The sequence below is a fragment of the Phenylobacterium sp. genome, from assembly GCF_030646615.1.
In the GTDB taxonomy this organism is placed as follows: Bacteria; Pseudomonadota; Alphaproteobacteria; order Caulobacterales; family Caulobacteraceae; genus Phenylobacterium.
Genome location: NZ_JAUSLG010000073.1, coordinates 114953 through 132277, shown reverse-complemented (window position 1 = coordinate 132277; position 17325 = coordinate 114953). Strand labels below are relative to the sequence as shown.

The window sequence follows — 17325 nt, the reverse complement described above, 5'->3', positions numbered from 1 at the left end:
CCTCACCGACTCGGAAGGATGCCGCGGCCGATGGTCTGGCCCAGGGAACGGTTGACGCGCTCGACGGCCAGCGCCCGGGCCTGCGCCGGGTAGCGCATCAAGGCGGCGCGCGCCGGGCCGCCGACCTCGCGGATGAACCGCGTTTCGTCCGGCAGGCGGGACGGAACCTGCAGCTCCTTCTGGCCGAGCGCCTGGGCGACGCGCAGGTCATTGTAGGCCCGCGTGGCGCCCTCGATGCGCTTGTCGATCCGCTTGATCTTTCGGTCCAGCGTGCGCCGCTGACGGGCCACGTCGCCGGCCCGTTCCAGCTGCGGGCCGCGTCGGCTGGCGACATAGGTCTGGCCGGCCGGAGAGGCGATCCACGCCACCCGCACCTGCACCGCGACCTCGGCTCGTTTCATCGCTTTCCGCGCCCGAGCGATGGCGTTCAGCTCTGCGTGTTTGGCCCAGATCATCCGCGCCGGATTGCGGATCCACTGCACCAGGGCGAGCCGCTTCTGCCGCACCTTTGTGACCCGCTGTTCGGTCTGCCGAAGCCGAAGTTTCGCGGCCGCCAATTCGGCGCGGGCCGGCTGTAGGAGTTCGCGCTCCAGACCCCGCGCGCTGTCGATCTTGGGCAGGGTCAGCGCCGCGCGTTCTTCGGCCCACCGGTCCCGCTCAGTGACCATCCGCGCGCGCATCTGCTCAGCCTCAGTCGTCAGTTTCGACACCGGGACCGCGATCACCGGCGCCTCCCTCACCAGCCGGTCGGCGGTCGCCTGAAAGTCGCTCCGAAGCTCTTTGCGCTTGGCGTTGTGGGCATTCGTGTCGCGGTTCTGTTGACCGCGTTCCGAGGCGATGTCCTTGCGTTCCAGCGCGCTCGCCGTCGGGCCCAGATGCACCCCTGGTTCGCGATCCGAACCCTGCTCCGCCAGCGACAGATGCGAGACCTGGGGAGCGTCCGGACCAAGGTGCCGCCGTAGGTGTTGGTTCTGGATGTCCGCCCAAGCCGAGCGCCATTCCCGCAGCGCTTTTGGGCTCCACCACTCCGCCGGCTTTTTGCCGAAACCGACCGGCCCAACCGACCGCGTCGTGACCAGGATGTGGGCGTGAAAATTACGCTCATCACCTTCCTTGCCGGGACGGTGCATCGCCACGTCGGCGATCATCCCGCGCGCCACCAGTTGTTCGGCGACAAAGGCCTTAACCAGAGCCCGGCGCTGGGCGAAATCCAGCTCATGCGGCAGCGACACCAACAGCTCCCTCGCGGGCACGGCGTCCTTGCGTTTCTCGGCGTCCTCAGCAGCGTTCCATAGGGTCTGCCGAACACCGAACGCCGCCGGCGCATCGGCCGGCGCCATGATCGCCGCGAACTCGATGTCGCCCTTCGCGCCGAAGTCGAACTCCATCGCCAGGCGCTCGTCGATGAGCCGGTCGCCGGAGCGATAGGCGGCGGCCGCCACGGCGGAACGTCCGGCCGACCTCTGAATGGTCTGAACCTCTAGTCGGTACTGGGCCATGCGCCCTCCCCTGGCTGCGCCGTCACCTCGGCCCCTGCCGGGATCGCTAAGGGCTGCGCCCTTGGCTCAAGGCTTCCTTCGGATCGAAGCGAGGAAGGGCCTTGAGGGTGTCGGGCGAGGCCTGACCGCAGGGTTGGTGGGCGCAGCACATCCAACCCGTAACTGCGCCATTGTGACGAAATACGAGAAACCACGGCATAGACCGATCCGCACTTTAATGGCACCATTACGCCGTTTCGTGCTTTTTCATAATCGAAAGGCCGTATCATGGCCAAGGTCGACAAGCGCCGCAGGAACGCCCGTCCCTCCAAGTACAAGCCCCGTTCGCCCGCCCAGCTGGCCCGCAAACGTGAGCTCTGGGCCGCGCGCTCCAGCGATCGCGAACGAGCGAAACGGACCGACGAAGAAGCCGCGCTCCTGGACCGGCTGGAGGCGTTGGAGACGGCGCTGCGGGAGGCCGGCCAGGACGGAATCCACAAGCAGCGGCACGTCACCCCGCTCGAAGATATCGAGGATGACGCCAAGCGATTCCACGTGCTGAAGGCGCGCGTCGAGCGGCTCGAAGCCCTGTGGTCCATCAACAAGCGCAGACGCGAAACACGCGGCAAAATCATCATCGGCGGCGCCCTGCTGGCTGAAGCTGGCGACGCGCATTTTGCCGGGGATGACGAGTTGCTCGCCCGCCTGGTCGATATCCTTGATCGTAGGGTCGAGCGGGTCCGCGACCGCCTGACGGTTCGCGAATTGCTAGGCAATGTGCCTCTGCCTCTGCGGCCCGGCGGCGATCTGGATGAGGATGTGGAGAGCGCGCTTCACGCAGCCGGAGAACGCCTTCCAGACTTCGACCTGATGGCCGAAACGGCGCTCGCCGACCAAACGGAAGACCTCGTCCCGAGCGATCTCGACCCTGACGACGCGGACCTTGATCCAGAGTGGCGCGTGGCCTGATCATTGGTCTGGCCCCGACGCCAAACCCGGTCCGACGACGAAGATCGATCGGCCAGAATCCGTGACCTTGGTGGCGCGCAAAGCGCCCTCCCCCGCCCCGTTTCCATCAGCCGGTTGCGATGGATCGGGCGCCGTCTCGGCGCGGTTGTCGCCAACGAAGATCGCGCCCCCGGCCGCCGACCAGGCTGCGGCCGGCGACGGTCCACGAGGGGAAGGGGACGGGCCTGGCGAGCGTGATCCGCCGCTCCCTGTCGATCGTGCATCGACGTAGAAGCTATGGGCGCCGATCACAGCGGACGGCCCGGTCCCGCCGAAGTTCACCAGGCCTGGTGAGACCTCTCCGCGAGCGGCGCGATCGGCGACGATCTGCGGGTTCTGGAAGTAGCGGGCGCCGTTCGTCAGGTCGGGCAACCGGCCCTCAAGGGCCAAGTTGAGGATGGTCTCGATCCGCGCCCGCTGCGCCACGGTGGGCGCTGGCAAACGACGCCAGTCGCCGCCGGCGCGCATCACCGGCTCGAACTGGCCGCGAGCGTTGACGACAGCCTCCACGCTACTGCCCCAGCGCCCATCCTGGACGCGGTTCAGGATCGTGTAGACGACCGCCGCAAGCCCGCTGTCACCCTGGTTTCCGGCTTCGGCGAAGGCGACGCGGGTGATGGCCTCGCGCGCGTCTTGACGAGCGACCAGAGGCGCAAAATCGCCGCGTGCCAACGGGACGGTCGCAGCCGCCCGAGGCGCCGCCGGCGGCGGGCAATTGACACCCGAGGGTATGGGTTGAGCGGTCTGTCCGCGCGCGAGCAGCAGGCACAGTCCCGCCAAGGCGGCCGGGTCCATCAGCGGTCTCCAGGGCTGGCATGAGGAATGGCCAACGGCCGGAAGACGCCGACGATTTCGGCGTGGCTGACAGGCCCAAAGTATCGGCTATCGAAGCTGTTGGGGATGCGGTCGGAGAACACGAACACCTCGCCGTCGCGAAGCCGGCGGCAGCCTCTCCAGCGCGGCAAGGCCGCGCCTCGACGGTCCTGCCGGAGGATCGGCGCCCGCACCCGACCATTGATCTCCAGCCTGCCATTCGCGGTGCAGACCTGATCGCCGGACACGGCGGCGACGTGCTTCAGGACCGGCACGCGCCGTAGGTAGGCCATATGGCCATCGGCGTAGGGATAGGCGGCTGACGGCGCGCGAAATGCGATCAGCGCGCCGACCGAAATTGGCCCGGCCCCGCGCACATAGAGCCCCTCAGGTTCACTGGCCGTGCGGTTCCACAGCAGCAGGGGCCGAGCCCCTCCGGCTGTCGCCAACGACAGCCCGCCGAAGAGCGCAGCGTTCGCCGCCAGCGCGCAGGCCAACGGCGTCCAACGCTGGGTAGAAGAGGAAAGGAGCATGGATCGGACCGGCGCAGCCAAAACGAGCCGAAGGCTCGGTAAGGCTCGCGGCCACGGTGTGGCTCATGCCCGGCGATTGTAGGCATGGCGGCGGCGAGAAGCCGCGTCAGTCGGTCACTGCTAGAGCCCTGGCACGTGGCAGGCATGCAGGTCCTGCGGGTGGAGCTAGCCGGGCTTGCCGCGATGGGCCCGCACATTCTGACACTTCCAGGCAAGCATGGGCATGGCCGCGATCCGGACCTGGATCTCCGGCGCCACTGCGAGCCCGCTGGGGTCGATTTCGCCGTGATCCAGGATACCGTCGAGAAACGCCGCCTCCCCTGCGCTGAGCTCGAAGAGCGGCGCCAGGCGCGCCCGGCATTCGGCGACGGTTTGAGCGATCCAGGCCTCTGGACCGCCGGCGGCGGCGAAGCGGTTCTGGGGCAGGCAGATGGCGAGCTTCTGGCGCAGTTCGCGCGGATCGCCGCCGATGTCGTCCACGGACGCCAGCCGCCAGTCGCGCCGCCCGGCGGCGCCGTAGGCGAGCACCGCCGCTTTGATCTTCGTCCAGTCCAACCCGTCGATGTCGAGAATCCGGCGTGCGTCGAAGAGATCCCGCGCGGCGTTCCTGTCGATCAGGGCGACGAGTTTGCCGGCCGCCACTTCGTGCAGGTCCAGAACCGCAACGCCGGAGGCGTGGACGCCGCCTAGATCGACGGAGTCCATCTTGGCCGCCCCGAAGAGCGGCTGGCGGGACATGTAGTTGATGTCCACCTCGAGCGAGCCGCCCCCGCCCATCGCCGAGGCGAACCGACCGATCCATTTGCCCCCGGCATGGTCGTCGGGCTGACGCCGGATGGCGTAGCCCTGGGCGTGCAAAAGCCGGTTCAAGGCGGCATCGACCACCGGCCGGTCAGCCTCCATGGCGGCGCGGTCCAGCGCGCCGACATAGTTGAGATCGATGTCGACCGACAGCCGGTCCAGCGCCAGATGGAAGACGTTCAGCGCCGTGCCGCCCTTGAGGACCAGGCGGTTCGCGAGGATGGGGTCGCGGGCGATCTCCTGCAGCACGTCGAGAAGCCGCAGGACCTTCTCCAGCGTCCCCGCCTGCAGGCCAGTCTCGTTGGCCAGGCGCTGGAGAGTCTGGGTTGATGGCGCGCTCACGCCAAGCCTTCAAACCTGGCGTCGATGACCGCCTCGGGAAGGATCACCCGCCACCTGGGCGCTAGGCGGCCGGCGCCAGGGGCGGCGCCCAGGGCGTAGCGGTTCTGCTTCGGCGCCAGGACTTCCAGGCGATCCAGGACGCCCGCAGGAGCCCCCAGTTGCTCCTGGCGGCGCTCCAGCCACCAGCCGGCCGCGCCGGCGGCCGTGGCGTTCCCTAGCGCTGCGAGGCGGTCGATCAACCGATCTGGATCGAGCCGGCCGATCAGGTCGAGCGAGTTGATTAGTTCGTCGGCCCCGCCAGCGAGATCGGGGCGGTCAAAGAGGTCCGCGATGGTGCATTCGAGGGCGGTTACCCGAACCTGTTGGCCGAGGCGGTCGACTGTCGTGAGGTCGGCGTCGCCGTAGGGCGCCGGCGTCTTGATGAACCGGCAGGTGAATCCCTCGGCGGCCAGCACGCCGGGCTGTCCCGGCGCCACCACCTGAAGGTCGAAGCTCTCCGAATAGGCGTAGCCCTGGAGTTCAAGCGCGGAGTGGTAGGCGATCACGCCGCCGGGTCGGAGCCGCGAGGCCGCGAGGAAGCGGTCGACCGACCAAGTTTCGGCGTTGGCGTGCTTGGGCACGGAAGCGAACACGCCGCGGGCGATGCGGCGGATGTTGCCGGCCTTCAGATGTTGGGCCAGCATGCTGCTCACGACCTTGTCGCTCGGCGCCCGGCCAATCGCGCGCGCGTAGTCGGCCCGGTCAAAGACCGGGGCGTCGCTGAAGAACGGGGCTGAGCGTTGCCGTGGCATGGAAGCTTCTAGTTCGCCAAACGTGAAGAAAGCTATATATAACCTGCAACTTTCTTCCGCTAGTGTGAACTACGTGGGTTCCTCGCCAGAGGTTTTTAGCCAGAACCGCGCGAGAAGCTCGGTGAAGGCCCGTTCTGCGTCCGCCCGGCTCCCACCCGCCTGCAGGAGGAGGGTGACGTTGACCTCCTTCTTGCCCTTGGGCTCGACCCGAAACAGCGGCTGGCCGGTCGGCGACGAGACGACCTCGGCCGACCCCTGGCCTGACTTCTTGGGGGATCCTGACTTCTTGGGGGGGTCGGCCGCGGCCGCTAGGCGACGGATGACGTCCTGAGGCTTGAGGGGAGCCCCCTCCCCTCGTCCCTTGACGATAGCGATGGCTTCCGCCAACACCCGCCGCTCGCGGTCATCGGGCTTGAGCAGCGGCTTCAGCTGCGTGACGTGCTTGATCTTCAGCTCGTGCGGGTCGTCGAACGCCGCCACCAGATCCTCGGGCAATCGGGCGAGGTCGAGGTAGCGGCTGAGCCAGGCCTCCGACACCTTGAGGCGCTCGGCCATGGCCTTCTGTCGCCCGCCATAGTGACGTCCGAGGGCCTTCAGATAGTCGCGCGCGCGCTCGATATCGCTGAGGTCCTCACGGGCGCGGTTCTCCAGATCGGAGATCCGGAATGCCTCCTCGTCGGTGAGCTCACGGACCTCAACGAGGAAGCGGAAGTCGGCGTAATTGTGCGCGCGAAGCCAGGTGACGGTCCAATGCCGGCGCGCGCCGCAGATGACTTCGAAATCGAAGTCGGGGTCGTTGCGCACCCGCCGGACGATCGCCGGGACCTCCTGGCGCCCCTGAGCCTTGAAGCTCTCGATCAGGTCCGTGCAGCGTGTCTCGTCCAGCGCGCCGTAGTCGCGATTGTGCTCGCTCCACAGCCGGCAGCGGGCCGGGTCGACCTGCTCGACAGCCCGGCCCACAACTGCGCCGGACGCCAGTTCGGCCATCCGGTTTTCGCGAGTCGCCAGAATGCCGACCGGCATGCGGGTTGGGGCCTCCGGCTTAGGCGCCGCTTGGTCAAGCGAGCCCATCAGGTCGGCAGCGAAGGTGCGGTTCTTGGAGCTCATCAGCGCGCCCTTTCTGCACGAATTGCACCGGTGCAATTTCCAATATTCTGGGTCATGCGTGGCCCTCCTTGCGGAGGCGTTCGACGTGGCTCGGCCAGGTCTGCCGCACATCGAGGAGGATCTCTTCGTTGACCCCGTTGAGGTAGGTCAGGCAGCGGTCGCGCACCGACTTGCTCGTCATCGGACTGTTCATCTCATAGACGGTCATGAGGCGCGCCGTGACGTTGTCGATTTCGGCGGAGTCCTTCATGGGCGTGCGGATCATCGCCAGCCCGAACACCTGCCGCATGAGCGCGAGCAGCTCCTTCTGCATCGACTTGTTCTCGTCGACCTTGGAGGCGACGACCCGCACGAAATTAAGGTCCGGAGCCAAGTCGCGCGACGCCAGTTGGGTGAGCGTCTCGTCAAGCATGGTGAGAAACGATGCGGTCGAGGAGAAGTCCATCACCGTCGGCGGGACCGGTATGATCAGCGCATTGGCGGCGCGAAGCACAGACAAGGAGATGGCGCCCAACGCCGGTGGCGGGTCGAGGACGATCACGTCAAATTGGTCCGAGATCGAGGCGATCCCCTGAGCCAGACGGTCGAGCAAACGGCTCCCTCCGCGGGCCATGCGCGCTGAGATCTCGTACTCGGACTGGAATAGGTTCAGGTTGGCCGGGATCAGCTTTAACCCGTCGAAGTGGGTGTCGAGCAAGGCGTAGTCGAGCGACCGCATGTCGTCTTCGCGGAGGAAGGGGTAAAGGGTCTGATTTTCGGTCAGGTCGAGGTCGGGGACGTAGCCGAACAGGGTAGTGCTAGAGGCCTGACTGTCGCAGTCGATCAGACATACCCGGTAGCCCTGGATGGCCAGATACTGCGCCAGGTGAACGGACAGGGTGGACTTGCCGACGCCACCCTTGAAGTTCTGCACCGCGATGACCGCGCAGGGATCCTCTGGCTTGCGCCATGGCCGCGTACCAAACACGCCGCGCATGTCGTTGACCTGGGCCAGCGTGTAGCCGACCCGGCGATTGGTTTCCGTGCGTGGCGACTCGGGCAGGCGACCATCTTTCTCCGCATCGCGGATCGCCGCCGGCGTGCGACCGACCAGCTCGGCCGCCTCGCTGATCGAAAAGAGCGGCTCGCGGCGCTCGCCCGCGCGCGCGGCCCTGGCGCTGTCCCGCAGATTCTGGACCACGGCCGAGGCCCGGCGCGCCAGCTGCGACACCGGGCCGGCGAGCGAGGGGGCGGATTCTTCGGCGACGTTCGACATGGGACCTCACAGCCTCCGGCAGGTTTCGAAGAACCGACCCCGCCCGCCCAAAAAGCGAAAGCGGGACCGCCTGGACGCTATAAGCGCTTTGTTAAGGGCGCATTAACGCTACGTGACCAACCTAAATCCCGATTCCAGATTTTCGGCCAGACCCAACCTGACCGATTGGGGGTGGCTCTCCCCGCCGGGGGGCTCGGCGGGCCGGAATTGCACCAGTGCAATTCCGCTAATCCGATGCGAGTTGGGTGGCGCCCTTCCCTATGCCTGGTGGCTATTCGCGCGCCGTTGAGGCCTGTGCTGGCCACATCAGGAACCGACGGTACGGCAGAGCCTGAGCCATCCTGACCGGTTGGGGGCCAGGTCGTCACAATCTTGCCGGCCGCTCCGGGGCCTCCCCGCCCCTGCGCTCATCGAGGCTCAAGTTCACCCAGTTCGATATCAACCCAGCGCCTGCGAAATTGCACCGGTGCAATTTCAGCTCAGGGGCGGCCACGCCGTGCCGCAAACGCCTGGCAAAACCCGGTCCATGACTTCACCAGCTTGGTGCCGGAGAGGTTGGCCAGGCGCTCGCCCATCTCGCTGCGGTAGGCGTCGGCGATCAGATCGCGCGACCAGCCCCCGCCGTGGACCTTTGCGAGCTCGCCAAAGGGCTCGGATCCGTAGAGTAGGCTTCCGGAAGGAAACCGCAGAGCGGTCTCAGTGGACCCCGGCCGCTTCGTCGGCGCCCGGACCGGCGCGGGGAGGGCAGGGGGCGTCGCAATCGGCATCACCTGGTCAGCGCGTCGCGCATCCGGGGTGGCATCTTCGCCGTCGCTTTCAGCCATCGTCAGTTGGGCTGGCGCCATCTTGGGCTGGAACGTGAACTCGATCTCGACGATCGCACGGCCGCGGCGGATTTCGCGCCAATCGACGGTGAAGTGCGCCAGATGGTCGATCTCAGCCTTGGCCTTCTCGAGCACCTTGCGGCGGAGCTGGGCAAAGTCCTTGTAGAGTTCGGGCGCAATCCCGAACGCCGCGCGGATGGCGGTCATATCGGCGCGCCAATTGGATTGGCGTCGATGCAGCCGAAGCGCGCCCAATTCGTAGAGGCGGAGTGCATAGCTCGACCGGAAGCCTAGCACGGCTTGGCGGTTGAGCACCGCATAGGTCTCGGACTCGCGGATCAGCCGCCGGGCATACGGCGTGAACTCCCACTCGATCCAACCGGCCTCGGCGCCGTGCTCGTCGATTTCCTCGCGCGACGACTGGATCAGCGAGAAACGCTTGGTGGCCTTTCGCCCGCGCCAAGACAGGTCGTCCACGGCGAAGAGCGTGCGGTGCAACTCCTCCAGCATTTCGGAGATCCGCTCGTTGCCCTTGTGGCCACGCCGGATGTCGGCCTTGCGCATCCGGTGCGCGACCGGCTCCCAGGCATCGCCGCCGGCGGTCAGAATCATCAACGCGAGCAGGCGCGCCGCGGTCAGGCTGAGCGACTGGCCCTTGACGAAGCGGACCTCGACCAAGGTGCCGGGCTTGGCGAACTCGTCGCCATCGCGCGCCTGCAGGGCGTGCGCAACGCGCATAGCGCGGCCCGGCGTTTCCTCGACGCCTTGTTCAAGGCCCGCAATGTGCGCCGCATCGACCAGCCGGCAACTCCATGCTCCAAACCAGGGTCAGCATTCCTGACCTCGAATCAATTCGCAAGTCAGGATACAACGCGGCAATGGGGCGCCTCCCCCAAGCGGTCAGGATGACCCCGTCGGGTCAGGTTAGAGCCCCCCTCCGGTCAGGATTGATCCCCCATCGGGTCAGGAAGACGCCCCCGGGAGGTCAGGAACATCGGTCTACCCGACTGTTTTTTCAGAGCTTATGCCGCCCTGAATTAGAATCCTAGGAATCTAGAAATCCCGCTGCTGGCCGCAGCGGCGTTTTTCAAAATCAAAATGAGGAAGGCAGACAAGCACGAGCGGCCGTTACAGCCGCTTGCGCTATTTTCGGCCGAGCCGAAACCCCGCCCGGCGAACCGGGCGGGGCAGGGCGGCTACTCCTCCTCGGCGGAGTCGGTTTCCGGCCGATCCAGAGACTTCAGCTCATGCTGCGGGGTAGCGACCACCACCTTGGAGAAGAAGCGTTCCTGGCCGCTCTGATCGGTGTAGCGGTCGTGACGGATCTCGCCTTCGACGAACACCTTGGAGCCCTTGGGAAGACTGCGGCCTTCCAGCCAACCGACCGTGCCTTGGTTCCAGATCTCCACCTGGTGCCAGGTCGTGTAATCCTTACGGTCGCCGTCCTTCTTGGTGTAGCGGTTGGTGGCGACCCGCAGCGTAGCGACCTTCTTGCCGCCCGAGACCGTGCGGATTTCAGCGTCGGCGCCGGTGAAGCCGATGAGTTGGACCTTGTTGAGCATCACGTTTCTCCAATTGACCGCCGGGAAGAGCCCCGGTGGCTCGCGGTCCCTGCCGCGATCACGCGACCTCCAGGGTCGGGCAGAGGGACCGGGCCAAAGCCCGCGGGTGTGGAAACCGGCCTGCACAGAGCGCAGCGGCGGAAGGCCGGAGGGTCCGCAAAAACCCCGCGCCTCGCGACGGCGAGGTTGGCTTTGACTCGGGACCGCCCGGCCTAGGGTTCGTGGGATTGATCGCGGGGGACCGCAGCCCGCCGGACGTTTGCACGGGGTATTGGTGACCGATTTCAAAGGCCGACACGGCCTCATCAGCCGACGCGGGGCCCCAGGTGAGGACGGAAAGGTCGATCCCGCCAAGTCGCACATCGCAAATCTAGGACGGCGCGAGAACACCCCAGCAGGTGATCCCTGAAGCGGCCGGCTCGAGGATGGCTCGTCGTCAGGACCGGGCGAAGGTTAGAAGCGGTGCCAGATCATGGCCGTCCGCCGCCTTCAGCGCGGCCACGTACTGCGCACGGGTGGCGGCCGGCTCCACGAGGTTGATGCTGCCCCAGGTAAAGCGCGGCTGGCCAAGACTGACCGCGAGCAAGTCTGCGGCCATGCGGGCGTGGCGGCCATTGCCGTTGGGAAACGGATGGACCCAGACCAGCCGATGATGGAAGCGCACGGCGATCTCATCGGCCGGATAGGTGGCGTTGGCGATCCAGTAGCGCACGTCGTCCAGCAACATCCTCAGTTCCAGGCCGATCTTGTAGGCCTCGACCCCGATATTGCGCTCCGTGGTCCGGAAGCCGCCGGCCCAGCGCCAGACCTTGCCGAGCATCCGCTTGTGCAGAGCGAGCAGGAATGCCTCGTCGAGCACATCGCGCCGCCGGCGGAAGGCCCACACATCGGCATTGGCGATGCCGATCTGCTCGACTTCGTTCAGCTGGGCGCGCGTGGTGATGTAGGTCGGCAGAAGGTCGCGCCGCTCGTCCGGCGTCAGCGGTGTCGCGGCGTCGTCCTCTGCGTCGAAAAGGGGATCGCTCATGGCTGATCCCATAGCCGCCGACCGCCGCGCTTGGCGTAGTCGTCGGTCAACCGATCGAGTTCAGCGGCCAGATCGGCGCCGCCAACAGCTTGGTTCTCCAGGCGCATGGTGTGGTGAACCCGCGACAGCTGCGCCTCGGCCAGGGTACGCGCCCGGTCGTGGACCAGCGCGGCGAGGGGCTTGTTGGGCACCAGGACGTAATGCAGCGTGCAGTCCAACGCCTCAGCGGCCTTGCGCAGGCCCGCCAGCGTGACCGTGCCGGCGACCTCGCCCTGTTCCAGCGCGACGACCGTGGAATGGCTCTTGCCCATGCGGGCGCCCAATTGCCGGACGGTCATCCCCAGGGCGTCGCGGATCGCCCGCACCCAGCCGCGCGGCGGCCGAGGCGCGAGCAGGGCCGGGTCGAGCGCGGTGAACTGCCGGTCCAGGTGTTTCCGCGCGAGAGCAGCTTGATCTGCTTGGTCGATCATAGCGAACCATCCTTGACGGACTGGTTGCATATAATCGACCATAACGCAACGTGATGGATGATTATGATCGACCACATTTAGGGTATTTGATCGATCAAACCCAACCCTAGCGAGCACCGAGCCAACTTAGCGCCGGCGTTCCTGCCAGCGGATCGGAACGAATCACTAACCCCAAGCCGTAGGGGCGCCTCGGCCGACGCCCCCTAGGTCTGCGATTCCGTTCGCCGCCTGTTCGCGCCGAAAACCGGGGCGCGGGGTAGGGGCCCCGCGCCCTTCGGCCTCAGTGGAGGGTAGGATCAATCGCGATGATCTGCGCGAAATGCGAGATCGCGCCATCGTCGAGCTCGAAGCGGGTGTTGGTCCGCTCTTCCTGCTGGTCGAGTTCCTCGAGCACCGAGAAGACGTCCCAGCATTCCGCCACCACGTACCAGCTGCCGACATCGTAGAATTGGTGCGCGTGCTCCAGAACCGCCTGCGCCATCGCCATGTTCGCCATCGTCTTGTCCTCGTTTCGACCGGCGGGCTCATCCCGCGATCGTGCGACCGGCAGGGCCGGGGAGACGAACGGGCCCAGGGCCGGGGGCGGTGGACACCGGTCTGCACAGAGCGAAGCGTCGGAAGACCGGAGGCTCCGCCGACCCCGCCTCGCGTGCGAGGTCGCCTTGGACCCGGCCGGACCCGGACCAAGTTCGCCTCAAGATCGCGGTCAGCCCGCGCGGCCTGAACGGGCAGGGGAGGGGCTCCCACCTTGTCGATCCAAGCCGGCTTCCCCTCGCGGCCCCCTCGATGATTGCAAAACGGGAGTTGCGGCGGCCTTGCGGCCGCCGCATCGGGCCCTCAGGCCCGGGCTTTCACCGGATGGTGCCGGATGCCCTTCTCCGCCGCCTTCTGCGCCAGGTTCAGGGCCGGTCCGAAGGGCTGCAAGCTGCCGCCACGGCTCGGATTGATCGAGTTGGCCAGGGTCAGGACGCAGACCGGATCAAGCTCCAGCATCTCGTCGTTGGCCCGGAATGGCGCCGCCCGACCATTGCGGTCGAAATCGGCTTTGGCGAGCACCAGGGTCACGCCCTTCTGCTTGGCCCACTTGATGGCGAGCTTTTCACCACCCCTGGCGCCTGAGGTGGCCAGAGCCATGTCCGGCCACTGAGCCAGCGCCCAGTTCAGGGCGTCGAAGATCCGCCCTGCGTCGTCGGCGGTGTCGGCCTGCGGGGCCGCGCGGAACGCCACGATCGTCGCGCCCGGGAACGCCGCCATATGCTTGCGGGCCTTACTGGCCCGGATCGCATCGCGGGCCTCGATCTGCGCCGCTGTGGTGCGGGATGCCTTCCCCGACCCCTTCCAGGGGCTCCAGACATCACCCGTCGAGGTGGTGTAGCTGGCGGCGGCCGCGTCGCGGATGATCTCCAGGGCGAGGGTCGCCACGTCCGCGGTGCGGGCTTTCAGGGTCGCCTCCTGGATCTCGACGTCAAGGATCTCCGAGCCATCGAAGTCCCGGATCAGGCCGTTCAAGGTGTCGCGGGCTTTGTCGGCGTCGCGTTCGATGCGCTGGGCGGCGGAGTGGAAGGCTCCGATCAGGGCCTCGCCGATCAGGGTCTGGAAGTCCTCCAGGGCGGAGTCGCTGACGAGATCGAGCACTTCGTTCATCAGGCCATGGCCGAGCTGGAGCAGGGCGTCTTCGGGCGGATGGGTTCGAGCGTCTTCGAGACGGAGAGTCTGGGCTTCGTAGTGCGTCAGCCGGTCTGAGGTGGGGGGGAAAGGCGAGAACTGCATGGGGTGATCCCTGGAGTGGGGGTTGGAGGGTCGAGCCCGTCGGCTCGTGACCGCCTCGCGCCGACAGGCGGCGGCCCCCACAAGGGCTTTGAGCGCAGCGTCCCTTGTGGGGGACGACGGATGGTGGCGAGGTCACTGGAGCCAAAGGGCCGTCCCGAGACCCCGCTTGGGAGTCGCCTCATCTCGCCTGGCCGCCCGCCGCCACCCGGCGCGCGCGGCCAGGAAATCGATCGCTTCAGGGCAGCCGCCGACCCCAAGGGCGAAACGCCCAGCCTCGTCCCAGGCGTTCTGATCGCGCCCCTCGAACCGGGCCGCATAGGACCAGGCCATGCTGTCGGCCGTGGCCAACCTGGACCGCACCGCCGGCTCAAAGAGCGAGGTCCGCTTGCAGCCGAACCCGTGCAGTCGCAGGTCTGGCCGGTCTAGGAGTATGGCGTCGAGGATGGCGGCGATCACACCCGGATCGCCCTGACGCTTGCAGAGCGAACCCACGCCCACCCAGGCGCCGTAGCCTATCCGCACGCCATACCCCTCGAGGTGGCGTCGATAGTCGTCAGGCGTCCGTCCCTGCAGCACGGGGAGGAGATGCACGCCGGCCGTGCCAGCCGCCCAGATGGCGTCGAACCGCGCGATGGTGAGCGCCTGGTGGCGTCGGAGGGTCAAACCGGTCGACCGCAGGGCGACGGGCTCGCACATGTAGTCCTGCGTCGAGGCCGCGATCAGGCCTGTCCCCGCGAAACGCCGGATCATCGCCGCGTAGTCGTCCGTGGACTGCTCGAACCTGCCCTTCAGCGCGACCTGGGTGAAAGCCCCCGAATCCAGAAACCAGGGTGCGTCACACCCGAGAAACGGCACATCGCCAAGCCGGTCCCGCAGCACGTTCGCCGAAACGCACACGCGGAATCCCCGCAAGGTCAGCGGCCAGGCCAGTCGCGGATGGTGGATGCCAACGTAGAAGCGAAAGTCCACATCGGCTGTGAGGCGAACGGAGGGCGTCATGGCGTTGCTCCGGACACGGACGCTCAGAGCAAGCCGGCCAGGGCGCGCCTCACGACCGGATCGCGGTCGGCGCGCCAGGCGGTCCCAGGCCGCACGCCCCGCTGCCCGTGGGCCGCGCAGTAGCGGCCATCGGCCTGCCGGCCGCAGAAGCTGAAATCAGGACTCTTGGGGTCACCGATCGGCCACTTACAGGCGTGAGCGCCCAAATGGGCCATGTCCCCGATCAACCCCGGGCCCTCGGGCGTCAGCGCAAAGGCCTGGGCGGGCGACCGGGCCGGCGACTTGCCGGGAGGAGGGGCCGCCGCGGCGACGCGGTGCGGCCGTTTGGGCCGAGGGCTCGCGGTTCGCGGCGCACGCGCCGGAGCGGACGCAGCCGCCCGGCCGCTCAGCCCCAGGCGATGGACCTTGCCGATAACGGCGTTGCGGGTGACGCCCCCCAACTGCTGGGCGATCTGTGACGCCGACAGGCCGTCGAGCCAGAGCTGGGACAGGGTGGTGACGCGGGTTTCGGACCAGCCAGATTCAGACATCGGAATTCCTCCAGATGCGCTCCCATCGAGCGCACCCGGACCGGCCCTTCCTCCCCCTCCTGAAGCCCCGGCCCGCCTACATCAGCCCCAAGGCCCGCAGGCTCGCCACTTGGTCGCCCCCGACCACCAAATGGTCGTGGACCACAATCTGCAGCGTGCGGGCGGCGGCCACCACCTGCTGGGTCATGTCGATGTCGGCGCGCGACGGGGCCGGGTCGCCCGACGGATGATTATGGGCGAGCACGATGGCGCTGGCCGACAGCTCGAGCGCCCGGCGCACGACCTCGCGCGGGTAGACCGGCGCGTGGTCGACGGTCCCCTCCGCCATCCGCTCATCGGCGATCAGTTGGTTATTCTTGTCGAGGAACAGCACGTGGAAGGCCTCACGCGGCAAGGCGGCGAGCCGCGCGCGCAGATAGGTCCGCACCGCCTCGGTCGAGGTCAGGACCGGGCGCTGACGCAGGGGGTATTCCAGCGCGCGCAACAGGAGCGCGTGAAGCAGACCCAACTGGCGGGCCGCTGCCGCGCCGATCACCCGGGCCAGGTCGCCCTCGGCGGCGCCGAGCACGCGGCCGATCCCGCCGAACCGCGCCATCAGCGCGTCGGCGGCGGCCACGGTGTCGGCGCCCGGCCCTAAGCAACGGTCGAGAACGAGCGCCAGGGTGTCGCCCTCGTCCAGGCTGGCGACGCCGAAGGCCGCGAACCGCTCCTGCAGGTCCTCGCGTCCTCCGCCGGCCGTCAGGACCAAGGTCGGCGCGGCCTCCGCCACGCCGGGCGCAAACAGATCTCGCTGCTCAGCCATGGGGCCGCCCTTTCGGGTCGCCATCCGCGCCGAGCAACGCCGCGTGCTGCGAATGGTAGCGCTTAACCGTGTGGACGGCCGCGGCCCACACCTCGGAGGCCCGCGCGGCGTCGGGCTCGAAGGCGTCGAGGCCAAGGGCGAGGTACGGAATCGCCCAGTCGCAATCCTCCTCGAACCAGCCGGCGCCGCTGTAGGCGGTCGCCTGGAGCGGTTCGGGAAGCCGGGCCAGCGCGGTCAGCGAGATGCGGATGCCCCCGTGCGACGCGGTCGAGACGGCGACGGCATCCGGGCCCAAGGGAGTCAGGTGTTGGATCGGTCCCCAGGGCGAGGAAGATCCGACGGTCGGCGGAAAGGGGTACAGCATGGCCAGGTCCAGCGCCGGCCCGGGACCCATTCCCCGGCCGGCTCGCCCGGCGCCCCCCCCTTCCTTTCCCCTTCGATGCGGCCAGCAGCTCGCGGCGTCGCGGGCGCCCAGGCGCCTATGGGCGTCTCGCGGCAAGCGCCCTCACCGAGGACGTGGCCAAGTTCGGCAGCGTCATCAGGTCTTCGCGTAGACGGCGCCGGGGCGGCAGACGGTCCCCCGCAATCAATTCCGCAACCCTAGGCCGGGCCGCTCAGGGCGGAAGCCGACCTCGCCAGCGAGGCGGCCGGTCCGGACCCTCCGGTCTTCGCGCTTTGCGCTGCAGACCGGTTTCCAGACCGGCCGGGCCTCCGCCCGTCGCTGAACCCCGGCCTGGACGGTGGCGTGATCGCGGCAGGGACCGCGGGCCGCCCAGGCCCCTCTGGGCGGAAGATGGAGAACGACGATGCTGAACCAGGTCCAACTCATCGGCTTCACGGGCGCCGAACCGGATATCCGCACCACCACCTCGGGCAAGACGGTCGCCACGCTGCGGGTCTGCACCAGCCGCTACAGCAAGACCAAGGGCGAGCGGAAGGACTACCCCACCTGGCACCAGGTGGAGATCTGGTCCCCCGCGACGGTGAACTGGCTGGCCTCCAAGGGCCTGCCGACCGGGGCCAAGGTCTTCGTCCAGGGCGAAATCCGCCACGATCGCTACACCGACAAGGACGGGGTCGAGCGGTTCTTCTCCAAGATCGTCGTGGCTGCACCCGGCCAAACCCTGACAGCGCTGGATCGCCCCGAGCAAACCCTGGCGGAACCCGCCTGACGAGAAAGCCCCGCCCGGCGAACCGGGCGGGGCGCTTCGTC

Annotated in this window: 19 protein-coding genes; 2 read left to right on the top strand and 17 right to left on the bottom strand. The window is 67.7% G+C overall.

Annotation, left to right across the window (positions count from 1 at the left end; genetic code table 11):
* Nucleotides 1-2: 2 nt before the first annotated feature.
* On the bottom strand, nucleotides 3-1499 hold the full coding sequence (mobQ, locus tag Q7S93_RS13140; protein ID WP_304714346.1) for a MobQ family relaxase: 1497 nt from the start codon (nucleotides 1497-1499) through the stop codon (nucleotides 3-5).
* A gap of 267 nt (nucleotides 1500-1766) precedes the next feature.
* Here mobQ and Q7S93_RS13135 point away from each other — a divergent pair, with 267 nt between their 5' ends.
* Nucleotides 1767-2447: a hypothetical protein gene (locus Q7S93_RS13135; RefSeq protein WP_304714345.1), complete on the top strand. Its 681-nt coding sequence runs from the start codon at nucleotides 1767-1769 to the stop codon at nucleotides 2445-2447.
* On the opposite strand, the gene Q7S93_RS13130 is transcribed toward Q7S93_RS13135, so the two are convergent.
* The 16 genes from Q7S93_RS13130 to Q7S93_RS13055 form a co-directional block, all read right to left on the bottom strand.
* The gene (locus Q7S93_RS13130; protein WP_304714344.1) at nucleotides 2448-3281 is read right to left on the bottom strand and encodes a cell wall hydrolase; all 834 of its coding nucleotides are present in this window, start codon (nucleotides 3279-3281) and stop codon (nucleotides 2448-2450) included.
* Entirely contained in the window at nucleotides 3281-3796 is a 516-nt protein-coding gene (locus tag Q7S93_RS13125) for a S26 family signal peptidase (protein ID WP_304714343.1), read from the bottom strand. The genes Q7S93_RS13130 and Q7S93_RS13125 overlap by 1 nt, the downstream gene beginning before the upstream one ends.
* Before the next feature lie 201 nt (nucleotides 3797-3997).
* Nucleotides 3998-4975, bottom strand: a complete 978-nt coding sequence (locus Q7S93_RS13120; protein WP_304714342.1) for a nucleotidyl transferase AbiEii/AbiGii toxin family protein — start codon at nucleotides 4973-4975, stop codon at nucleotides 3998-4000.
* Complete coding sequence (locus tag Q7S93_RS13115) at nucleotides 4972-5766, bottom strand: type IV toxin-antitoxin system AbiEi family antitoxin domain-containing protein (RefSeq protein ID WP_304714341.1); 795 nt, start codon at nucleotides 5764-5766, stop codon at nucleotides 4972-4974. The genes Q7S93_RS13120 and Q7S93_RS13115 overlap by 4 nt, the downstream gene beginning before the upstream one ends.
* Nucleotides 5767-5835: 69 nt before the next feature.
* Nucleotides 5836-6873 carry a ParB/RepB/Spo0J family partition protein gene (locus Q7S93_RS13110; RefSeq protein WP_304714340.1) on the bottom strand — a complete coding sequence of 346 codons (1038 nt, stop codon included), beginning with the start codon at nucleotides 6871-6873 and terminating at the stop codon, nucleotides 5836-5838.
* Between the two features lie 52 nt (nucleotides 6874-6925).
* Nucleotides 6926-8128 (bottom strand): AAA family ATPase, encoded by a 1203-nt coding sequence (locus tag Q7S93_RS13105; RefSeq protein WP_304714339.1) that lies wholly within the window; start codon nucleotides 8126-8128, stop codon nucleotides 6926-6928.
* Nucleotides 8129-8607: 479 nt separating this feature from the next.
* The gene (locus Q7S93_RS13100; protein ID WP_304714338.1) at nucleotides 8608-9690 is read right to left on the bottom strand and encodes a replication initiation protein; all 1083 of its coding nucleotides are present in this window, start codon (nucleotides 9688-9690) and stop codon (nucleotides 8608-8610) included.
* Nucleotides 9691-10148: 458 nt separating this feature from the next.
* Entirely contained in the window at nucleotides 10149-10514 is a 366-nt protein-coding gene (locus tag Q7S93_RS13095; RefSeq protein WP_304714336.1) for a single-stranded DNA-binding protein, read from the bottom strand.
* Between the two features lie 436 nt (nucleotides 10515-10950).
* On the bottom strand, nucleotides 10951-11541 hold the full coding sequence (locus Q7S93_RS13090; protein ID WP_304714334.1) for a mobile mystery protein B: 591 nt from the start codon (nucleotides 11539-11541) through the stop codon (nucleotides 10951-10953).
* Nucleotides 11538-12011 carry a mobile mystery protein A gene (locus tag Q7S93_RS13085; protein WP_304714333.1) on the bottom strand — a complete coding sequence of 158 codons (474 nt, stop codon included), beginning with the start codon at nucleotides 12009-12011 and terminating at the stop codon, nucleotides 11538-11540. The genes Q7S93_RS13090 and Q7S93_RS13085 overlap by 4 nt, the downstream gene beginning before the upstream one ends.
* Nucleotides 12012-12291: 280 nt before the next feature.
* The gene (locus Q7S93_RS13080) at nucleotides 12292-12507 is read right to left on the bottom strand and encodes a hypothetical protein (protein ID WP_211941049.1); all 216 of its coding nucleotides are present in this window, start codon (nucleotides 12505-12507) and stop codon (nucleotides 12292-12294) included.
* 341 nt (nucleotides 12508-12848) lie between these two features.
* Nucleotides 12849-13781 (bottom strand): DUF2493 domain-containing protein, encoded by a 933-nt coding sequence (locus Q7S93_RS13075; RefSeq protein WP_304714332.1) that lies wholly within the window; start codon nucleotides 13779-13781, stop codon nucleotides 12849-12851.
* 132 nt (nucleotides 13782-13913) lie between these two features.
* A complete protein-coding gene (locus Q7S93_RS13070; RefSeq protein ID WP_304714331.1) occupies nucleotides 13914-14780 on the bottom strand; it encodes a deazapurine DNA modification protein DpdA family protein in 867 nt (288 codons plus the stop codon).
* Between the two features lie 23 nt (nucleotides 14781-14803).
* Complete coding sequence (locus Q7S93_RS13065) at nucleotides 14804-15310, bottom strand: GcrA family cell cycle regulator (RefSeq protein ID WP_304714330.1); 507 nt, start codon at nucleotides 15308-15310, stop codon at nucleotides 14804-14806.
* A 76-nt stretch (nucleotides 15311-15386) separates the two neighbouring features.
* Nucleotides 15387-16112 carry a RadC family protein gene (gene radC, locus Q7S93_RS13060; RefSeq protein WP_304714329.1) on the bottom strand — a complete coding sequence of 242 codons (726 nt, stop codon included), beginning with the start codon at nucleotides 16110-16112 and terminating at the stop codon, nucleotides 15387-15389.
* Nucleotides 16105-16476 (bottom strand): DUF7007 domain-containing protein, encoded by a 372-nt coding sequence (locus tag Q7S93_RS13055; RefSeq protein WP_304714328.1) that lies wholly within the window; start codon nucleotides 16474-16476, stop codon nucleotides 16105-16107. Before Q7S93_RS13055 ends, radC begins: the two co-directional genes overlap by 8 nt.
* Before the next feature lie 442 nt (nucleotides 16477-16918).
* On the opposite strand from Q7S93_RS13055, the gene Q7S93_RS13050 reads away from it, so the two are divergent.
* Nucleotides 16919-17284, top strand: a complete 366-nt coding sequence (locus Q7S93_RS13050) for a single-stranded DNA-binding protein (protein WP_304714327.1) — start codon at nucleotides 16919-16921, stop codon at nucleotides 17282-17284.
* Nucleotides 17285-17325: the final 41 nt, after the last annotated feature.